The organism is Alphaproteobacteria bacterium (genome assembly GCA_018662925.1).
Taxonomy (GTDB): Bacteria; Pseudomonadota; Alphaproteobacteria; order 16-39-46; family JABJFC01; genus JABJFC01.
Genome location: JABJFC010000063.1, coordinates 25,652 through 43,214 on the forward strand (window position 1 = coordinate 25,652; position 17,563 = coordinate 43,214).

17 protein-coding genes and 1 other RNA gene are annotated in these 17,563 nt (G+C 43.6%); 6 read left to right on the plus strand and 12 right to left on the minus strand.

Features of this window, described 5'->3' with window-relative positions; translation table 11 throughout:
- Positions 1-10 precede the first annotated feature (10 nt).
- From der to HOL16_05395, 3 genes are read right to left on the minus strand one after another with little or no spacing between them, the layout of a single operon-like run.
- Positions 11-1,357 carry a ribosome biogenesis GTPase Der gene (gene der, locus HOL16_05385; GenBank protein ID MBT5390125.1) on the minus strand — a complete coding sequence of 449 codons (1,347 nt, stop codon included), beginning with the start codon at positions 1,355-1,357 and terminating at the stop codon, positions 11-13.
- 6 nt (positions 1,358-1,363) lie between these two features.
- Positions 1,364-2,677 (minus strand): PQQ-binding-like beta-propeller repeat protein, encoded by a 1,314-nt coding sequence (locus HOL16_05390; GenBank protein MBT5390126.1) that lies wholly within the window; start codon positions 2,675-2,677, stop codon positions 1,364-1,366.
- A gap of 8 nt (positions 2,678-2,685) precedes the next feature.
- Entirely contained in the window at positions 2,686-3,390 is a 705-nt protein-coding gene (locus HOL16_05395) for a tetratricopeptide repeat protein (GenBank protein MBT5390127.1), read from the minus strand.
- Positions 3,391-3,837: 447 nt separating this feature from the next.
- On the opposite strand from HOL16_05395, the gene HOL16_05400 reads away from it, so the two are divergent.
- Complete coding sequence (locus HOL16_05400) at positions 3,838-4,503, plus strand: OmpA family protein (protein ID MBT5390128.1); 666 nt, start codon at positions 3,838-3,840, stop codon at positions 4,501-4,503.
- Between the two features lie 133 nt (positions 4,504-4,636).
- Here HOL16_05400 and HOL16_05405 read toward each other — a convergent pair whose 3' ends face one another.
- Together HOL16_05405 and HOL16_05410 are read right to left on the minus strand one after the other, a co-directional pair.
- The gene (locus HOL16_05405; protein MBT5390129.1) at positions 4,637-5,326 is read right to left on the minus strand and encodes an RlmE family RNA methyltransferase; all 690 of its coding nucleotides are present in this window, start codon (positions 5,324-5,326) and stop codon (positions 4,637-4,639) included.
- A 37-nt stretch (positions 5,327-5,363) separates the two neighbouring features.
- Complete coding sequence (locus HOL16_05410; GenBank protein ID MBT5390130.1) at positions 5,364-6,008, minus strand: molybdenum cofactor biosynthesis protein; 645 nt, start codon at positions 6,006-6,008, stop codon at positions 5,364-5,366.
- A 120-nt stretch (positions 6,009-6,128) separates the two neighbouring features.
- Between HOL16_05410 and ffs the strand changes: the two genes are divergently transcribed.
- The 5 genes from ffs (at position 6,129) to HOL16_05435 (ending at position 9,410) form a co-directional block, all read left to right on the plus strand.
- An RNA gene (gene ffs, locus HOL16_05415) (signal recognition particle sRNA small type) lies at positions 6,129-6,226 on the plus strand.
- Between the two features lie 25 nt (positions 6,227-6,251).
- Positions 6,252-7,871, plus strand: a complete 1,620-nt coding sequence (locus HOL16_05420; protein MBT5390131.1) for a DNA polymerase III subunit gamma/tau — start codon at positions 6,252-6,254, stop codon at positions 7,869-7,871.
- A gap of 3 nt (positions 7,872-7,874) precedes the next feature.
- Positions 7,875-8,198: a YbaB/EbfC family nucleoid-associated protein gene (locus tag HOL16_05425; GenBank protein ID MBT5390132.1), complete on the plus strand. Its 324-nt coding sequence runs from the start codon at positions 7,875-7,877 to the stop codon at positions 8,196-8,198.
- A gap of 12 nt (positions 8,199-8,210) precedes the next feature.
- Positions 8,211-8,810 carry a recombination protein RecR gene (recR, locus tag HOL16_05430; GenBank protein MBT5390133.1) on the plus strand — a complete coding sequence of 200 codons (600 nt, stop codon included), beginning with the start codon at positions 8,211-8,213 and terminating at the stop codon, positions 8,808-8,810.
- 12 nt (positions 8,811-8,822) lie between these two features.
- Positions 8,823-9,410 carry a 5-formyltetrahydrofolate cyclo-ligase gene (locus tag HOL16_05435; GenBank protein ID MBT5390134.1) on the plus strand — a complete coding sequence of 196 codons (588 nt, stop codon included), beginning with the start codon at positions 8,823-8,825 and terminating at the stop codon, positions 9,408-9,410.
- Between the two features lie 19 nt (positions 9,411-9,429).
- On the opposite strand, the gene msrA is transcribed toward HOL16_05435, so the two are convergent.
- The 7 genes from msrA to HOL16_05470 all read right to left on the minus strand — a co-directional run bounded on the left by msrA (position 9,430) and on the right by HOL16_05470 (position 17,416).
- Positions 9,430-10,032, minus strand: coding sequence for a peptide-methionine (S)-S-oxide reductase MsrA (gene msrA, locus HOL16_05440; GenBank protein MBT5390135.1), 603 nt, complete (start codon positions 10,030-10,032; stop codon positions 9,430-9,432).
- An 8-nt stretch (positions 10,033-10,040) separates the two neighbouring features.
- Positions 10,041-10,775 carry a phosphate signaling complex protein PhoU gene (phoU, locus tag HOL16_05445; protein ID MBT5390136.1) on the minus strand — a complete coding sequence of 245 codons (735 nt, stop codon included), beginning with the start codon at positions 10,773-10,775 and terminating at the stop codon, positions 10,041-10,043.
- Between the two features lie 11 nt (positions 10,776-10,786).
- Positions 10,787-11,554 (minus strand): phosphate ABC transporter ATP-binding protein, encoded by a 768-nt coding sequence (locus HOL16_05450; GenBank protein ID MBT5390137.1) that lies wholly within the window; start codon positions 11,552-11,554, stop codon positions 10,787-10,789.
- 10 nt (positions 11,555-11,564) lie between these two features.
- Positions 11,565-12,848 carry a phosphate ABC transporter permease PstA gene (gene pstA, locus HOL16_05455; GenBank protein MBT5390138.1) on the minus strand — a complete coding sequence of 428 codons (1,284 nt, stop codon included), beginning with the start codon at positions 12,846-12,848 and terminating at the stop codon, positions 11,565-11,567.
- Positions 12,841-14,076 (minus strand): phosphate ABC transporter permease subunit PstC, encoded by a 1,236-nt coding sequence (pstC, locus tag HOL16_05460; GenBank protein MBT5390139.1) that lies wholly within the window; start codon positions 14,074-14,076, stop codon positions 12,841-12,843. The genes pstA and pstC overlap by 8 nt, the downstream gene beginning before the upstream one ends.
- 96 nt (positions 14,077-14,172) lie before the next feature.
- Complete coding sequence (locus HOL16_05465) at positions 14,173-15,147, minus strand: phosphate ABC transporter substrate-binding protein (GenBank protein MBT5390140.1); 975 nt, start codon at positions 15,145-15,147, stop codon at positions 14,173-14,175.
- 4 nt (positions 15,148-15,151) lie between these two features.
- A complete protein-coding gene (locus tag HOL16_05470) occupies positions 15,152-17,416 on the minus strand; it encodes an NADP-dependent malic enzyme (GenBank protein ID MBT5390141.1) in 2,265 nt (754 codons plus the stop codon).
- Between the last annotated feature and the right edge of the window lie 147 nt (positions 17,417-17,563).

The following is a 17,563-nucleotide window of genomic DNA, read 5'->3' on the forward strand; positions in this document are numbered from 1 at the left end:
TGTCGTGACTTCAATCCTCTTTCACATAAGGGTTTTTGCCAGTCTTTATATTGAGACGGAGAGGCACGCCATCAAGTGAAAAAGTTTTTCGCAGCCCATTTAGCAGATAACGTTTGTAACTCTCTGGGAATTCTTTGGAGAAATTAGCAAAGAGGACAAATGTTGGGGGGCGAGATTTTACTTGAGTCATGTATCGAACTTTTAACCGTCTGCCGCGGATCAAGGGAGGCGTATGATCAAATAGTGCGTCTTCTAACCACCTATTGAGTGGTGAGGTGGGAAGGCGCTTATTCCAAATTTCATAAAGTTTGAATACCGAATCGAAGAGCTTATTGAAGCCCTCCTTGGCGAGTGCAGAAATAGGAAGGCAGGGAATTCCTCGTACTTGGGGGAGTGCTAATTCTAATTGTTGCACGAGATCCTTTAAATAGGCTTTTCTCTGGGAGGGGGTAATCAGGTCCCACTTGTTGAGAGCGATTAGAAGGCACCTCCCCTCTTCTACGACCTGTCTTGCGATAGTTAAATCTTGTTTTTCAAAGGGAGATGTTGCATCTAGGAGGAGAATGACACATTCGGCATATTGAATGGCTTTTTTGGTGCTTATGACGGAAATTCTTTCTACTTTTTCCTTTATTTTTGCTCTACGTCTTAATCCTGCCGTATCAATTAAGTGGATAGGCTTATTTTTGTAGGACCAGTTAACGCCAATGGCGTCTCGTGTAATCCCGGCTTCTGGGCCAGTCAAAAGTCTCTCTTCGCCAACTAAATTATTGATCAGGGTAGATTTTCCAGAATTGGGGCGCCCTACAATAGCCAGTTGAAGCGGAGAGCCTTGTTCCTCATTTTCTGCTTCTGGTACTGCCTTATCAGCAAGGGGCTTTAAGGCATCATATAGGATTACGAGTCCTTCCCCATGTTCTGCAGATATGGGAAGGGGCGTTTCAAATCCAAGTGCAAAGGCTTCTTGAATATTGGCTTTGGGGTGATTGCCTTCGCATTTGTTCGCTATAAGAATGACAGGAATTCCAGACTTGTGAAGCTTTTGGGCAAGGTAACGATCAATTTCCGTGAGCCCCTCGCGGGCATCAATGAGGAAGAGAGCAACGTCTGATTTTAAGAGCGCTTTTTGGCTTTGTTGCCACATGCGGCTATCTAAATGTGTGCCTGATTCATCTTCGTAACCAGCCGTATCAATAACCGTAAAGGAAAGGTCTCCAATTTTTGCCTTTCCTTCCTTCCAGTCCCTTGTAAGACCGGGTGTTTCATGGACAAGAGCCGTCCTTCTTCCAACCAGGCGATTGAAAAGGGTTGATTTCCCAACATTTGGGCGTCCTATGATGGCAACGGTTAAGGCCATGGGAACCTACTTTAAGGCGACGAGATCTGCCTCTTCTGTCAAGAAGTAAACGGTCTCATCGGCAACAATTGGGGGCAAGTATGTGGTTCCAGGAAGCTCGATCTCTTCCAACTTTTCCCCAGTATAAGGCGAGAAAGCAATAGCCTTACCATTTGAACCGGCCAAGATTAATCTATCTCCAGCTAAGACAGGACCAGCCCAGGTTATAGGCTCCTTCTTGTCTTGCTCACTGTCAAATTTGGGCAATTGGGCAATCCAGCGAACTCCGGCGGATTCACGGGTGAGGCAAATGAGTTCCCCAGAATTTGTTGTGAGAAAGATGAAGTGTTCGGCTACAAAAGGAGTCTGGCCGCTTCCTATCTCTTTTTCCCAAACACGCATGCCAGACCGCATATATATGGCTGCCATACGACCGCAGTGGCTAACAGCAAATACAAGATCCCTATCTATTACAGGGGATGCTTTGATTTGTGGGAGGCTGGAAACAGCGTCTGAGCGCTTAAAAGATGTAAGAGAGTCTTGCCATAAAACTTGTCCATTATCGGTGCGTAAAGCATATATCTCCCCGGAAGAATACGGAACAATGACAGTATCTCCCTCGACTGCCGGATTGGCAGATCCGAGGAGACAGGCCGTCTCTGTAATGCCGCGATGGGACCAAAGCTTATCGCCCGTAGCTGCACTAAAGGCTTCTAAGGTATTTTCAAGAGTCACAACAAAAACACGCCCATCACTAACGGTTGGAGCCGCTCGGACTGGATAATCTAAGCTGGTTTTCCAAATAACATTTCCATTTTTTTCGTCGAGAGACAGAACGTCTCCATCGCTCGTTGTGACAAAAATACGGCCATCGAGACACGCAATTCCACCTCCAAGAACAGGAGCACTTTCCCTATCTTCTCGGGAGGTTTCCGTCCTCCATAATTCGTCGCCTGTAGAAGCGTCTAAAGCTACGACATCATTATCACCATCCACGGCAAAAATTTTGCCTTCATGGAGAACCGGGGTTGATAGAATGCGGTGACTGTCGTCAGCTCCACGACCGATGTTTTCTTGCCAACGTACATGGCTCATCCCAGCATTAGCCAATGGGGGCATAGCATGGCTAGCGGAACCATGTGCTTGAAGCCAGCTCTTGTTTTTTACGGGGGTACCAATCGTAATCGGAAGGTTCTTCAAAATCGGGTCAGCTTCAATTCCTTCACCGTACAAAATAACAGATTGCCTTTCACCAGGCAGAGGGGGCTCGGGGGTTTTCCCCATCCAGTCGCAACCAGCCAGAAGTGGAAACAGGAAAGCTAAATAATATAATTTTTTCATTCGATCCTTCACTCTTTTGTTTGATGACGGGAATGTTTCAAGTCACCGGATGTTAAATCTATGTTTTCGCCAGCAGCACTCAATACCATGAGCATTTGATGCGCCCTTTTCCTCAGGGTCGGGGGAGCATCTGGTGCCTGAACAAGCAGTTTGTAAATTTCTACTGCCTTCACCTTATTATTCAACGAATACTCAAGTGAACCAACAATCTCAAGTGCAGAAATTCTCCAAGGATTATCCGTTCTTGTTAGGGGTGTCAACTGATCTATAAGCGTTTGCTCTTCTTGCGATCCTAGTTGAAGAAGCGTCATTCTAAGAACAGCAAGATCTCTAAAGATTGGGTCGATGCTTGATTCAGCTATAAGCTGTTGATATAGAGCGATAGCTTCATCCTTATTTCTGCTTGCCAAAAGATGCGCGGCTGTTAATCGAGCGAGAATGCCATATCCAGATTTTTCTTGTTCTCCAATGCGATTTAGGATTTCCTCAGCTTCGCTTGATCTTTCTTCGGAATTTAAATTTAGAGCTGTAGAGTATTCCTTTGCAATGGCAGAGAGGCGTGAGTTTTCGTAATTTTGCCACAATACGTAAGCTGCGGTTGCTAAAACAACAGCACTTGCCGCACCTATAATGTATGGTCCGTATCGTTTCCAAAGGGCAAGAAGGTTGTCTTGGCGGACCTCTTGCTCAATTTCCGAAAATATATCTGTCACCATTTTCTCCGTCTTTTGGCGGGGCTCCTGAAATCAAGTCTTGCAGAAACCCCAAATTTGTGGAAAATAGAAGTTAGCTCTCTTGAGCCTATATAAAATTTTTAGCCGTTCGTAAATAGCTGTTGGCAGTTTTTATGTCGATCAATAAAGAATTAAGAGGGCCAAGAGGGATAGAGAGTTTTGCTTACAGTGGGGGTGCTCTCAGAGTTTATAAGGCTTTTACAAAAAATAAGGCAGTGAGGAACTAAAATGAAATTAATAAAATCTCTAGGAATGAGTTTAGCATCTGTGGCCGTTTTGGCGTTGGGTGCTTGTTCTACCCATGACGTGGATGTTCTAAGACAAACGGATCCTGTAGGGACCCAATTTACGAAAGACCTATCACAAGAATACCTATATCAGTCCGAAGTTGATGTGGATGATCATGATTTTAGCCAAGCAAGCATAATGGCGCGAAAAGGTCTTCAAGCTTCTGGAGGTGAGTTGGTTTTTGTAGAAGATATTGGCAGTTGGCCAGAAATTCCTGCAGAGAGCATTCAAGAATTGGCAGAAGGACGCGATGCACTTTTGTATGCCTTTGAAGCTGGAGCTACCCAAAGAGATACGACTTTGGCTGCTGAAGCTCAAGTTAATTTCGATTGTTGGCTTGTTGCTGAAGCTCATAGATGCACAAAAAAATCCAACGATTGTCATAGTGAGTTCGATCGTGTGATGGAAGAACTTGAGCATGGCCCATCAGTTTCCATTGATGAAGAGTTGTTCTTTGCTGGAGAAGGCGTTCCTGAGGCTTATTTGGTATTCTTTGATCTTAACAGTCACAAAATAGACGCTGGTGGCCTGGCCGTAGTAGAAAATGCTGCCAAGGTTATTTCCGAAGGAGATGTGAGGGAAGTGACCATTCTCGGCTATACGGACCTTACGGGGCCACAAGCTTACAATCAGAAGCTTTCCGGGGAGCGTGCAAATTCTGCGGAGAATGCTTTGAGACATTTCTTAGGAGATGATGCAAACAGCGTGCGCATTACAAGCGTTGGTCAGGGCGAAAAAGATCCTATTGTTAAGACAACAAAGGCTAACCGTGAAAATCGTCGTTCTGTTATCCTCTTTAGATAAATAAGAGATATAAATTCCATGTCATTAAGGGCCCTTCGGGGCCCTTTTTGATGACTGACTAATATAATGGGTATGTTAAAACAGTCAGCGCTTTTCTCTCAATTCGTGTAAAGACGGATATAAAAATTTTGGCTTATTCTGACTTGGCCATTCGGAACCCCATCGCAACTACGTACATTTCGCTGGATTCTTTCCTGCTAGAGGGTGGTTTGGCATGTGCAACTTTCTTAAAATCTTTTTTAAGGCGCGTGAGAAGGGTTTGTTCGGCCCCTCCTTGGAAGACTTTTGAAACGAAAACGCCTTCTGGGCCTAGAATTTCGTGGGCAAAATCATAAGCGGCTTCAGCAAGCCCCATAATGCGGATGTGATCTGTTTGTCGGTGCCCCATGGTTGAGGGGGCCATGTCGCTTAACACAACGTCAGCACGCTTCCCTTTGAGGGCTAGAATAAGTTCATTGTACGTATCGTCCTCATAAAAATCACCTTGCATCAGGACAGCGCCCGGAAGATCCTCCATTTCTAGCAGATCAAGGGCAAATACTTTTCCATTTTTAGGGGCTTGGACTTTTTCAATAGTAACTTGTGTCCAGCCACCAGGGGCAGCTCCCAAATCGACTACAATTTTCCCCGGAGAAAGAAACTTATATTTCTCATTTAGTTCCAACAGTTTAAATGCAGCTCGTGAACGATACCCTTTGCGCTGGGCTTCTTGCACGTAAGGATCACTCAGTTGGCGCCTCAACCACCTTTGGGAAGAAGGTTTGTGCTTTCTCGCATTTTTAAGTTCTTCCTTAGTTGTTCGGGAGGAGGGTTTCTTTTTCAATTGAGTTTTTCCTCAGGAAAATAAAATGTCCAGAACATTATTTGTTTAATTGGCCAAGAAGATAAGGCGTCTCTGGAATGATGATTTCATCCATAGCCAATTCAACAGCATCCGGGGAGCCAGGAACGGCATAAATTACGGTTTTATCCTTTGTTCCAGCACATGCCCTTGTATCCATGGCGAGAAGTCCAACATCTTCAGAGACATGCTGCCACTTTTTGTATGTTAGATAACGGAAAAGCTCGCCAAAACCCGGCAACTTTTTCTCAATGAATGAGTCTACGGCTTCCACAGTGTTGTTTCGAGGGGCAATCCCCGTGCCACCTACACAAACCACTATGGAAATTTTACTGGCGGTCAATTTCGATAGGTATTTCTTAATGTTCATCAGATCATTCTTAAGATGTACAACTTTTAGGACGCGATGTCCGGCTCTTTCAAGTTTGTTTACGGCTACTATGCCACCCTCTTTTTTTCCAGAATCAGAGGTAATGAGGACGGCTGCGTCAAATTTAAGATTTTTAAGCTCCGCGCGTTGGGTCTGAACGCTTTGAGGAAGAAGCTGGACATTGCTATAGACGGGTGAAATACTGTGGGATCCACATACGGTCAACGAAAACAAAATGATAAAAACTTTGGGACAGGATCTCACAGGTAACCTCTCGATTCTACAAAGTGGCATGATAAGAGAGATTAATTTCAATGCCAAGCTCTATTTGTTTCCAATATCTTCAGAGACAGAGATAAATTCCTGAAAAAACATTTGCCTTTTGGGTTCTAGATGCTGTTATAACAGGGATGGGAAAGGGAGATTTGGACGAAGGCCTTGGGAACCCGGTCAGATTCGGAAGAAAGCAGCCGCACCAAGTGTTCTCTCGGGTCAAGTTTATCCCTTTCCCGCCTGTTAAAAACTGTATAGAGATCCATGCCTAAATCATCAGCAACACCCTATCAAGTTCTGGCTCGAAAATATCGTCCAACTACTTTTTCGGCGCTCATTGGCCAAGAGGTGCTTGTGAAGGTCCTCCAAAATGCCATCGAAAAAGATCGATTGCCTCATGCTTTTATCCTTACAGGTGTAAGAGGTGTTGGAAAAACGACCACAGCGCGGCTTATTGCTCGCGCTATCAATTGCGTGGGAATTGATGGCAAAGGCAAGGCGACCATAAATCCTTGTGGACAGTGTGATTCTTGTAAAGCTATTTCAGAAGATCGCCATATTGATGTCATTGAAATGGATGCAGCAAGCCGAACGGGCGTTGATGATATTCGAGATTTAATCGAAGGGGTTCACTATAAGCCAGTTCTTGGGCGCTTTAAGGTTTATATTGTGGATGAAGTCCACATGCTCTCAAAAAACGCATTTAATGCACTTTTAAAGACTCTTGAAGAACCACCTGAACATGTAAAATTTATTTTTGCGACGACTGAAATCCAAAAAGTTCCTGTGACTATTCTGTCCAGATGTATGCGATTTGATTTACGCCGTATCGATCAAAAAGTCCTGCAAGATTATTTTGCTACCCATGCGAAAGATGAAGGGATTGAAATCGAGGAACAGGCTCTGGCCCTTATTGCTCGAGCGGCTGATGGATCAGTTCGAGATGGCCAGTCTCTTTTAGATCAAGCTTTTAATATGGATACCACGTGTATTACAGCGGACCATGTTCGGAAGATGCTTGGATACGCGGATAAGAGCAAATTATTCGATTTATTTGAAATTCTTTTGAAGGGGGATATTCAAAAGTCCTTAGGACAACTCCAGGGGTTGTATCAGGTTGGTGCAGAGCCTATGGGGATACTAAAAAGCCTGTTGGATGTAACCCATTGGATTAGTAAATTAAAAATATCCTCTGAGTTTGCAGATGATATAACCCTTTCAGAAACGGAAAGAGTCCGCGGTTTAGAGCTCTCCAAGACTTTGTCTAATGCCGTTCTGCAGAGGACTTGGCAGATGCTCCTTAAGGGCGTGGGTGAAGTTTCTACTGCTCCGCAAAGTGAACTTGCTATTGATATGCTTTTCATCCGCTTGGCACACGTTAAGGATATTCCTTCTGTTGAAGAGTTAAAGCAAGGAGTTGTGAAGCCGGAAGTTTCTCAAACGCCCAACAGCACAGCACCTTCGTTGGCTCAACCAACCGTCCCCCACCAACTAAATCAAGACATTTCGCCAAATAGTTTCGAAGAGGTGATTCAATTATTTGATAAAAAGAGGGAAGCCCTACTACATACATACCTTGTTCAGCATGTGCGTTTGGTTAATTTCCAAAAGGGCAGGATAGAATTGCGTTTGATGGATCAAGCTCCCAGGGACTTTTGTCAGAAGATAAGTAAATTTCTGACTGAATGGACCGGAGAGCGCTGGGTTCTCGTTATATCTGAGCAAGAGGGCCAGAAAACAGTTGGAGATCAAGTGGGCGAGGCCCAAAAGAAGCAAACACAAACAGCGGAACAGGATCCACTGGTTCAGAAGACATTGGCTTCATTTCCAGGGGCCCAGGTTACTGCATTGAAAAATATTACAATGGAAAAAGCAAAGGATTAGATTATGAGAGATTTCACACAAATGATGAAGCAGGCCAAGCAACTTCAAGCACAAATGGAAGAAGTGCAAAAGAAATTGGAGCTACTTGAAGTGACAGGGACTTCTGGAGCTGGGATGGTTGAAGTAACGATTAATGGCAAGAATGAAGCCAAAAGGGTGAAGATAGATCCTTCCCTTATGAAGGCAGATGAAGTGGATATGTTAGAAGACCTAATTGTAGCTGCTTTTTCAGATGCTAAGAGCAAAGTAGAGGCTCAGTCATCAGAAGAAATGGGGAAACTGACTGGTGGCATGAAGCTACCTGGTGGTATGGACTTTCCAGTATAGAGGTTAATCTCCATGGAAGGGACGGACCTTCAAAAACTCATTCAGCTATTGGCAAAACTACCTGGTTTAGGCCCCCGTTCGGGGCGGCGTATTGCGCTACAGCTTATCAAAAAGCGGGAAACATTGCTGCGGCCTCTTAGTGAGGCTATGGAACAGGTTGCGGATACAATTCATACCTGTAGTACCTGTGGTAACCTGGATACTCAACCTTTATGTGGTATTTGCGCCAATGCAAATCGGGATAAGAGTCTGCTATGTGTCGTAGAAGATATCGGAGATCTTTGGGCTTTAGAGCGTTCCATGGCCTATAAAGGATATTATCATGTGTTGGGCGGGACCTTGTCGGCTTTGGATGGGCGCGGTCCCGATGATTTAACTATTGAAAAGCTATTGTTACGGGCAAAAGGGGTGGAAATAAAGGAAATCATCATGGCTCTTAATGCGACTGTTGAAGGACAAACCACGATCCACTATTTGACAGATCGACTCAATACAGAGTGTCCTGATTTGAAAATAACGCACCTTGCCCATGGTGTTCCAGTAGGGGGAGAGTTAGATTACTTAGACGATGGAACATTAATGGCGGCCTTAAGGGCTCGACGAGCTGCATAAAAGATGAATCAAATGGATAAGGAAAAAGCTCTCCTGCGCGAAAATGCAAAGAAAAAGCGCTTAGAGATATGGAATCGTGGTGAGGACTTTCGGGAAGAGGTGGCTGAGAAAATCAAAAAGACTTTCTTCGATACTTTTTTTTTGCAACCTAAATCAAAAGTGGCTTCATTTTGGTCTATAGGGACCGAAGTGAAGACCCAACCCATTTTGGATAAGCTTTTAGAAAAGGGACATATTTGTCTTCTTCCAACCGTAAGAGGGCCGGAAAAGCCCTTAGTTTTTCGTATTTGGACGCGCGAAACGGAAATGGTGATTCAAAACTTTTTTAATAGTGTTTCTATTTATGGACCGCCGAAAAAGAATCTTGTTTGCGAACCTGACTTGATATTAGTGCCTTTACTTGCTTTTGATATACATGGGACTCGATTGGGGTATGGGAAAGGATATTATGATAAATACATAGAATCTTTTCGTAAAAAGAAGAAGTTAATCATAGGTCTAGCTTTTGCCGAACAAGAAGTACCCTTTATTCCTGTGAGTACTCATGATGTGCCTTTGGATTTTGTAATAACCGAAATGGGCTGCCAAGAGTTGGGGTAGAACCTTTTTAATTAGACACCTACTTTGTATCCCTTTTCCACAACTCTTTTAACCTCTTAGGTCTGCCGCTCCCATATTTATAGAACTCATATCGCAAGGGATTTTTTTTTGAATAATCTTGGTGATATTCCTCGGCAGGATAAAACTCAGATGCAGGGACAATTTGCGTTTGGACGACTTGTCCTAATTCCTTTTCAATGGACTGTTTTGATTTTTTGGCTAAATCCCTTTGTGCATTATTTAGGTGAAAAATTACTGTACTATACTGTTGGCCACGGTCGGCAAATTGCCCATCTCCATCGAGGGGGTCGACATTATGCCAAAAGGCTTGTAGCAGTTCTTCAAAGGTTATCTGGCTGGGGTTGTAAGTAACCTCAACAGTTTCATAGTGACCTGTCATGCCGGAACTAACCTGTGGATAGGTCGGTCTTTTCACAGTTCCTCCCATATATCCAGATGTGGTCTTAGTCACTCCTTGTATGGCATCGAACGCTGCCTCCATGCACCAGAAACATCCTCCAGAAAAATAGGCACGTTCTTGTTCGTTTGTTTGGGGTGTCATGTTGGCTTTTCCGTGAAAACTAAAAAGGAGTATGAAAGAAGCGAAAATATATTTTAGCATGTTTTTACTTACTTTCCTTTACGCGGGGCCTTCTTTTTTATGCGTCCTTTGCTTTTTTTATAGTCTGCAAGGATGTCTTTGGACCAGAGAGTGCCGTGGACTAGGTAGTGAATGTTTTCAGCAATGTTCGTGATATGGTCACCCATTCTCTCGATATTTTTTCCCATAATAAGCATGTGGATACAGGGGCTAATATTACGGGGATCTTCCATCATATAGGTGAGCAGCTCTCGCATGAAGCTATTGTAGAGATGGTCTACTTCATCGTCTTGCATCCATAATTCATAGGCAGCTTTATCGTCTTGGGTAATATAAGCAGTCATGATGCCTTCGACCATCTCTTCGATTAAATTCATGAGTGGTGGAATAGTTTTAAGAGGTTCAAGCTTTGAGTTCTTTTTCAACTCTGTAAAACGACCCGCGACATTTCCAACGTTATCGGCAATTCTTTCTAGAGAGCTGGAAATTTTCAGAGCCACAATCACATGACGGAGATCTGCAGCTACCGGTTGGCGTAGAGCAATGAGGCGTACGGCAAAATCATCAATTTCATGTTCTAGTCGGTCTATCTTTGGATCGTCTTTGATAATTCTATCAGCTGTTTTTAGATCATGATCTATAATGGCCTGAATGGCTTTTTGAAGCTGAGAAGTAACTTCCTGACCTAGATTCGTAATCATGGCAACGAGGCGATTTAGCTCGTCTTCATATGATTTTACTATATGTTCTGTCACTGGGGGCATGATTTTCTTCCTTAATATCGTCCTGTGAGGTAGTCTTGAGTGCGCTTATCTTGTGGATTGGTGAACACATCTCCTGTCTCGCCGGCTTCAACGAGTTCACCTGAGTGGAAAAAGGCGATCCGCTGAGACACACGTGCCGCTTGTTGTAAATTATGGGTCACCATGACAATGGTAAAACGCTCCCGTAATTCATCAATAAGTTCTTCGACTCGTGCTGTCGCGATGGGATCTAGGGCTGAGCACGGCTCATCCATTAGTATGACTTCTGGATTTACAGCGATGGCTCGGGCAATGCAAAGTCGTTGCTGCTGGCCCCCTGAAAGACTCGTTCCTAATTGATGAAGTCGGTCGTGTACTTCTCTTAAAAGGCCGGCTCGTTCGAGGCTGCTTTGAACAATGGCGTCAAGATCCGCAGAGGATTTGGCAATTCCGTGAATTCTAGGGCCATAGGCTACGTTATCGTAAATGGATTTGGGAAAGGGGTTTGCCCGCTGAAAGACCATTCCCACACAAGCTCTGAGTTGAACCACATCTACTGACTTATCGTATATATCCTTGCCATCTAACAGCACATTCCCCACCACTTGCACAGTATCAAATGTATCATTCATGCGGTTAAGACAACGCAGAAAGGAACTTTTTCCACAGCCAGATGGACCAATGAGCGCCATCACCTCATTTTTTCTAATATCCATATTGATATTGAAGAGAGCTTGCTGCCGCCCATAAAAGAGGCTGAGCTTTCTTACTGAAAGTTTAGGCGTATTTGTTAACAAGATTTAGTCCTTCTTACCATTGTTTCTCAAAATGTTTGCGTATGTAGATAGCTATAAAGTTTAAGATAAAGAGAAAGAGCAACAATACCAAGATAGCAGCAGAACTATTTTCTATGAAACCGCTTTCTGGTTGTTCAACCCATTGATAGATTTGAACCGGAAGGACCGTTGCTGGCGACATGAGAGATTCAGGAACGGTCGGAATGAAAGCCACCATACCGATTAAAAGGAGGGGGGCACTTTCTCCGATTGCGCGTGCAATGCTTATAATGGTTCCAGTTATAATGCCAGGGATAGCCGAAGGTAAAACGTGATGAAAAACGACTTGAATGCGGGAAGCTCCCAGTCCTTGTGCTGCTTCTCTTAGAGCTTTTGGAACTGCTTTTAAGGCTTCACGACTTGCTATAATCATAAGAGGGAACATCATAAGGGCCAGGGTTAATCCTCCAACCAGCGAAGCGGATCGAGGGAGTCCGAATAGCAGCAGAAAAACAGAAAGAGCGAGCAGTCCAAAGACGATAGAAGGAACGGCCGCTAAATTGTTGAGAGAGATTTCAATGAGATCAGCCCACCAACTGCGCGGGGCAAACTCTTCAAGATAAACAGCCGTAATTGTCCCTATAGGGAAGGCAATGGCGAGGGCAATCATAAGGGTAAAGATAGACCCAAACACGGCCCCAAGAATTCCGGCTAATTCAGGTTCCTGGGAATCACTGTTCGTAAAAAAGCTCGTTCGGAAGGAAGTTCTAAGGTCGTGATGAGATTGAAAATCTTGAACCCATTCCTTTTGTTTTTCTGTTAGCTTTCCATTTTTTTTACCCTTTAGGTAATCGCTTAAAGCATTACTTACAGGAACCCAAAGTTCTCTTCGATTTCCCCAAAGGGAAGGATTTTCAGATGTCATGGCATGGATTGTCTTTAAGGTTCCCAGACTTACGAGATTAATGAGGGCAGTTTTATCTTCGGAGGAAAGTTTGTCTGTGAATTTTTGGCTTAATGAGACAGCGATCATTTCCTGATAAGCATCATACTTTTTTACTGGATCAGCCAAACGATGTTCCGGGTTAAAATAAACAGATATCTTGATCTCTGTAACAAAAAAAGCTGGAAGTCCTTTTAGGGAGATAGCACCAAGGAGAATAAATAAGATGCCGAGAGCAAGTGTTACGCTGGCACGGCCAAAGGTTTTAAAGGCGTACTCTTTTCGATGCCTTTTTCTTAGACGCTTTTTCTGCTCTAGCGACTGCCCTTCGGGCGTAAAAATAGTCGATATAGAAGGTGAAATTTGTTTAACCATAACCCCCCTGGAATCTACGCCTGACTCTAAGCGCTATAATATTGAGAGTGAACGTTAGAAGAAATAAAATGAATCCCAGAGCGTAGGCAGCCAGTGTTTGAGGGCTATCAAACTCTTGATCACCAGTAAGCAAGTTTACAATCTGTACAGTCACGGTTGTGACGGAGTCTAAAGGGTTTGCGGTTAGTTTTGCGGTAAGGCCTACAGCCATCACAACCAACATGGTTTCCCCAATGGCTCTGGAAACAGCCAAGAGAATAGCTCCCACAATTCCTGGAAGGGCGGTGGGCAACACAACACGACGGATGGTTTCCGATGAGGTTGAACCCAGGGCTAGGGCACCTTCTCTGAGGTTTTTTGGGACAGCGTGAATAACGTCATCTGAGAGAGATGAAATAAATGGAATGAGCATAACGCCCATAACGAGTCCGGCAGCAAGAGCACTTTCAGATGTTACATGCAATCCCAGCGTGCCTCCTGTTTCCCGAATAAAGGGGGCAACCATAATTGCAGCAAAAAAACCGTAGACGACAGTTGGGATTCCTGCCAATCCCTCCAAGAGAGGCTTAATAATGTTTCGTGTTCCTTTGCGGGCATATTCAGACAGGTAAATTGCAGCCATAAGGCCCACAGGTATTGCGACTCCCATTGCAATGATCGTGATTAGGAAAGTTCCCGAGAAAAGAGGAATGGCTCCAAAAGCTTGAGCATTAATAATTTCGGTCCCAGAAATGTCTTCACTAACAGCTGCTTGGGGACTCCAATAGAGGCCAAATAGGAAATCATAGGGAGAAACAAGTGTGAAAAAGCGAAATGCCTCGATAACCAGTGAAAATACGATGCCGAGTGTCGTCAATAATGCCAGAAATGATATAAGGACAAAAAAGAGTTGTATCATGTGATCAACATAGATCCGTGCGCGAAATTCTGGGCGTAATTTGCGGGCTCCAAAAAAAAGCCCTACGGCTGCTCCCGAAAATATCAGGCCCCAAAAAGCATAAATTCTACTTTCTGAAAGGGTTGGTGATTGTTTGAATATAAAAGGGCTGACGGTTTCCCAGAGGCCTAAAAGAAAAAGGGACGGTAAGGCACACCAAATTGCTAAGTAAAGACCATAATATCCTGGGAGTGAGTGGAAATTTCGAATTCGTGCATGACGTCCCGTTATCTGTCTTCCAAGGACATATCCAAACAAAACCCAGCCAATCAAAAAGAGCATCAATAGCATTCTAAGGCACACCCATAATTAACGATAGGTTATATATAGATTTCTAATTATGGCAATGGGAATAAGTTGTTATTGCTCTTAATTTTTATCTGCAACTTACGGCGTCATTCCTTTGAGCCATTTTTGAATTTTTTCTCTTTCATGTTTTGGGGGAGGAATCAGCCCTTTTCTGGCAAGTTCACCATTTTCATTCCATAGTGTTTCAGACGTAAAAAGCTCAAGATACTGGAGAGTTGCAAGAAAATTGTCTTTATTATCTGTTTTGAAATAAACATATAAAGCTCTGGAGAGTGGGTACGTTTTTGAGAGAATATTTGATAATGTTGGTTTAATGCTGTCTACAGGAAAACTGCGAAGTTTCTCTTCGTTTTGATCGAGGAGACGAAAACCCATAATGCCAATAGCATGAAGGTTGTTAACCAATTTTTCTACAATGAGAGTTGTATTTTCATTCATTTCTATGTAGGCACCATCTTCTCTGATGTATTGGCACATAGCTTCCTGACGGCATCGGGGTTTAAGGACGAGAGCATCAAAAGCTTCCCGGGTTCCTGAAGTGGCAGGAGGGCCAAATATTTTGATGGTTTGATCTGGCAGGTGTGGGGAAATTTCACTCCATTTTTTGTAGGGATTTTTAACCCATTTGTTATTTATGGAAACTTCCATGGCTAAGGCTTTAAAGAGTTGCTCCAAAGTCAGATCAAAGGGGGGAGATTTTACTGAGTGAGCAAGAATGATTCCATCATAGCCGATCTTGATTTCCTTAAATTCGTTGATGCCATTTCGATGGCATTCACGTTTTTCTGAGGTTTTCATGGGGCGTGAAGCATTCACAATTTCTGGTGAATCTGGGTGTGAACCCGCACAAAAGAGGTTAATGCCTCCGCCCGTTCCTGTTTTTTCAACAACAGGTGGCTGGTACTTGGAGAACACGCTCATTAACTCTGATATTGTTGTGGAAAAAGGAAATACATTGGAAGAGCCAACGATCCTTATATAGTCTTGAGCATAGAGAGGCGAAATCCCTAATATGCAAACAATTACGAACAGGAGTATGCGAAAATTCTTCACGGATCTACTCAGATTGGGCCTCATGGGCTAGCAACACGGCCAGGTTCACAAGTTCGGAGACTGTGGAGCCTCTTTGTAGAATTTGCACAGGTTTATTAAGCCCTACTAGAAGAGGTCCTATAAGTGTCCCTTGGCCAATATTCCGGAGGAGTTTAGAAGAAATATGGGCAGCGTCTAGAGTAGGCATAATCAATACATTTGCTTCACCTTTTAGACGACAAAAGGGGTATAAGGAGCGAACTTGCGGATTAAGAGCAACATCTGCTGTCATCTCTCCGTCGTATTCAAAGTCAACTTTTCGCTGATCAAGTATTTCGACTGCTTTGCGAACACGTTCTGAGTAATTCCGCGCAGGATTCCCGTAGTTTGCATGAGATAAAAGGGCTACTTTTGGCTCGTGTCCCAATTCGCGAACTTTTTGAGCACTTTGGATCGCAATATTTGCAAGTTGTTCAGAGGTTGGAATTTCATGGATTGTTGTATCTGAGATAAACAAAGCTCTGTGTTGATTTACAAAGAGGGATAATCCGAAAATCTCTCTATCTGATTTTGGTTCAAACACACTTTGGATTTCATCAAAGATTACGGGGTAGCTGCGTGTAAGCCCCGTAATCAAGCCATCTGCATGACCAAATTCTACCATGCAGGAACCGAAAATATGACGATCTTGGTGAACCATCCGTTGAACATCTCTCTGTAGATACCCCTTGCGTTGGAGTTTTTTGTATAGGAACTCAATATATTTTTCGTTCGCCTCACTAAGGGCAGCATTGTGAATGGTAACGCCTTTCGGTAGCTTCAATCCCAAATTGGAAAGCTTATGTTGAATGACATCATCACGGCCTATCAAAATAGCTTCGCCATATCCTCCACTGGAGTAGGCTATTGCCGCGCGGATCATTTGATCTTCTTCCCCTTCTGCGAAAGCAATCCTCTTAGGGTTTGCCTTAACGGATTCAAAGATAAGTTGGAGGGTAGCAGCCATCGGATCAAGCCGGCTATTTAATTGAGCCTGGTATTTTGAAAGATCTTTAATCTTACGGCGTGCAACACCAGTCTTCATGGCGGCTTCGGCGACGGCAGAAGAAATAGTAGCGATCAATCTGGGGTCGAACGGGACAGGAATGATATACTCGGGGCCATATTGGAGACGTCGACCAGAGTAGGCGGCAGCAACTTCGTCGGGAACATCTTCTCTTGCTAGTCGGGCCAATGCTTCTGCAGCAGCGATTTTCATTTCTTCATTTATGGTTTTTGCGTGTGCATCTAAGGCCCCCCGGAAAATATATGGAAATCCTAGAACATTATTAACTTGGTTAGGATAGTCGGAACGACCTGTTGCAACGATAGCATCGGTTCTGACCGACTGGACTTCCTCAGGCGTAATTTCTGGGTCAGGGTTGGCCATGGCAAATATGATTGGATTTTTAGCCATTTTTTTGACCATATCTTTAGACAGAGCACCCTTTGCAGATAATCCAATAAAAACATCTGCACCGTCTATTGCGTCTAAAAGTGTGCGATCTTTGGTCTCTATGGTATGGGTTTCTTTCCAGGGGTTCATGCCTTCTTTTCGCCCCTTATAAATGACACCGGTTCGGTCAACGATGGTAATATTTTTGGAAAGGGCACCATAGTTTTTAATAAGTTCAACACAGGCAAGAGAGGCGGCCCCGGCTCCATTCAGAACGAACTTAGTCTTTTCAATAGAACGGTTAGTAAGGTCTAGCCCATTGATCAGCGCTGCTAAAGCAATAATAGCAGTTCCGTGTTGGTCATCATGAAACACAGGAATATCCATTATTTCTTTGAGCTTGTCTTCTATGATAAAACATTCTGGGGCCTTAATGTCTTCTAAATTAATTCCTCCAAAGCTAGGTCCCAGGTGCTTTACGCTATTGATAAATTCATCAACATCACGTGTGTCGACTTCCAAATCAATACCATCGATATCTGCGAATCGTTTGAATAGAACGGCTTTTCCTTCCATAACAGGCTTAGAGGCTAAGGCTCCCAAGTCTCCAAGTCCAAGAACGGCAGTTCCATTTGAAATAACGGCTACTAAGTTCCCTTTTGCGGTATAATCGTAAGCACAATCGTTATTCTCGGCAATTTTCAAACATGGAATGGCAACGCCGGGGGAATATGCGAGGGAGAGATCTCTTTGCGTTGTGAGTGGTTTTGTTGGAGAAATTTCAAGTTTACCAGGACGGCCAGAAGAGTGGAGTGCTAAAGCTTCATCTTCGAGGGAGCGAGTATTTTTGGTCATATGCCTCAATCACAATTATTTAAAACAAGAAAGTTGAAACTATTCTCCAATCATCATAAAAAGAACAGCGATGCTGACTTTCTCTCTTAGAATTGGATGTAAATCAAGTGAATTTAAAATTATCTGAAAAATCAATTAGTTATAAAG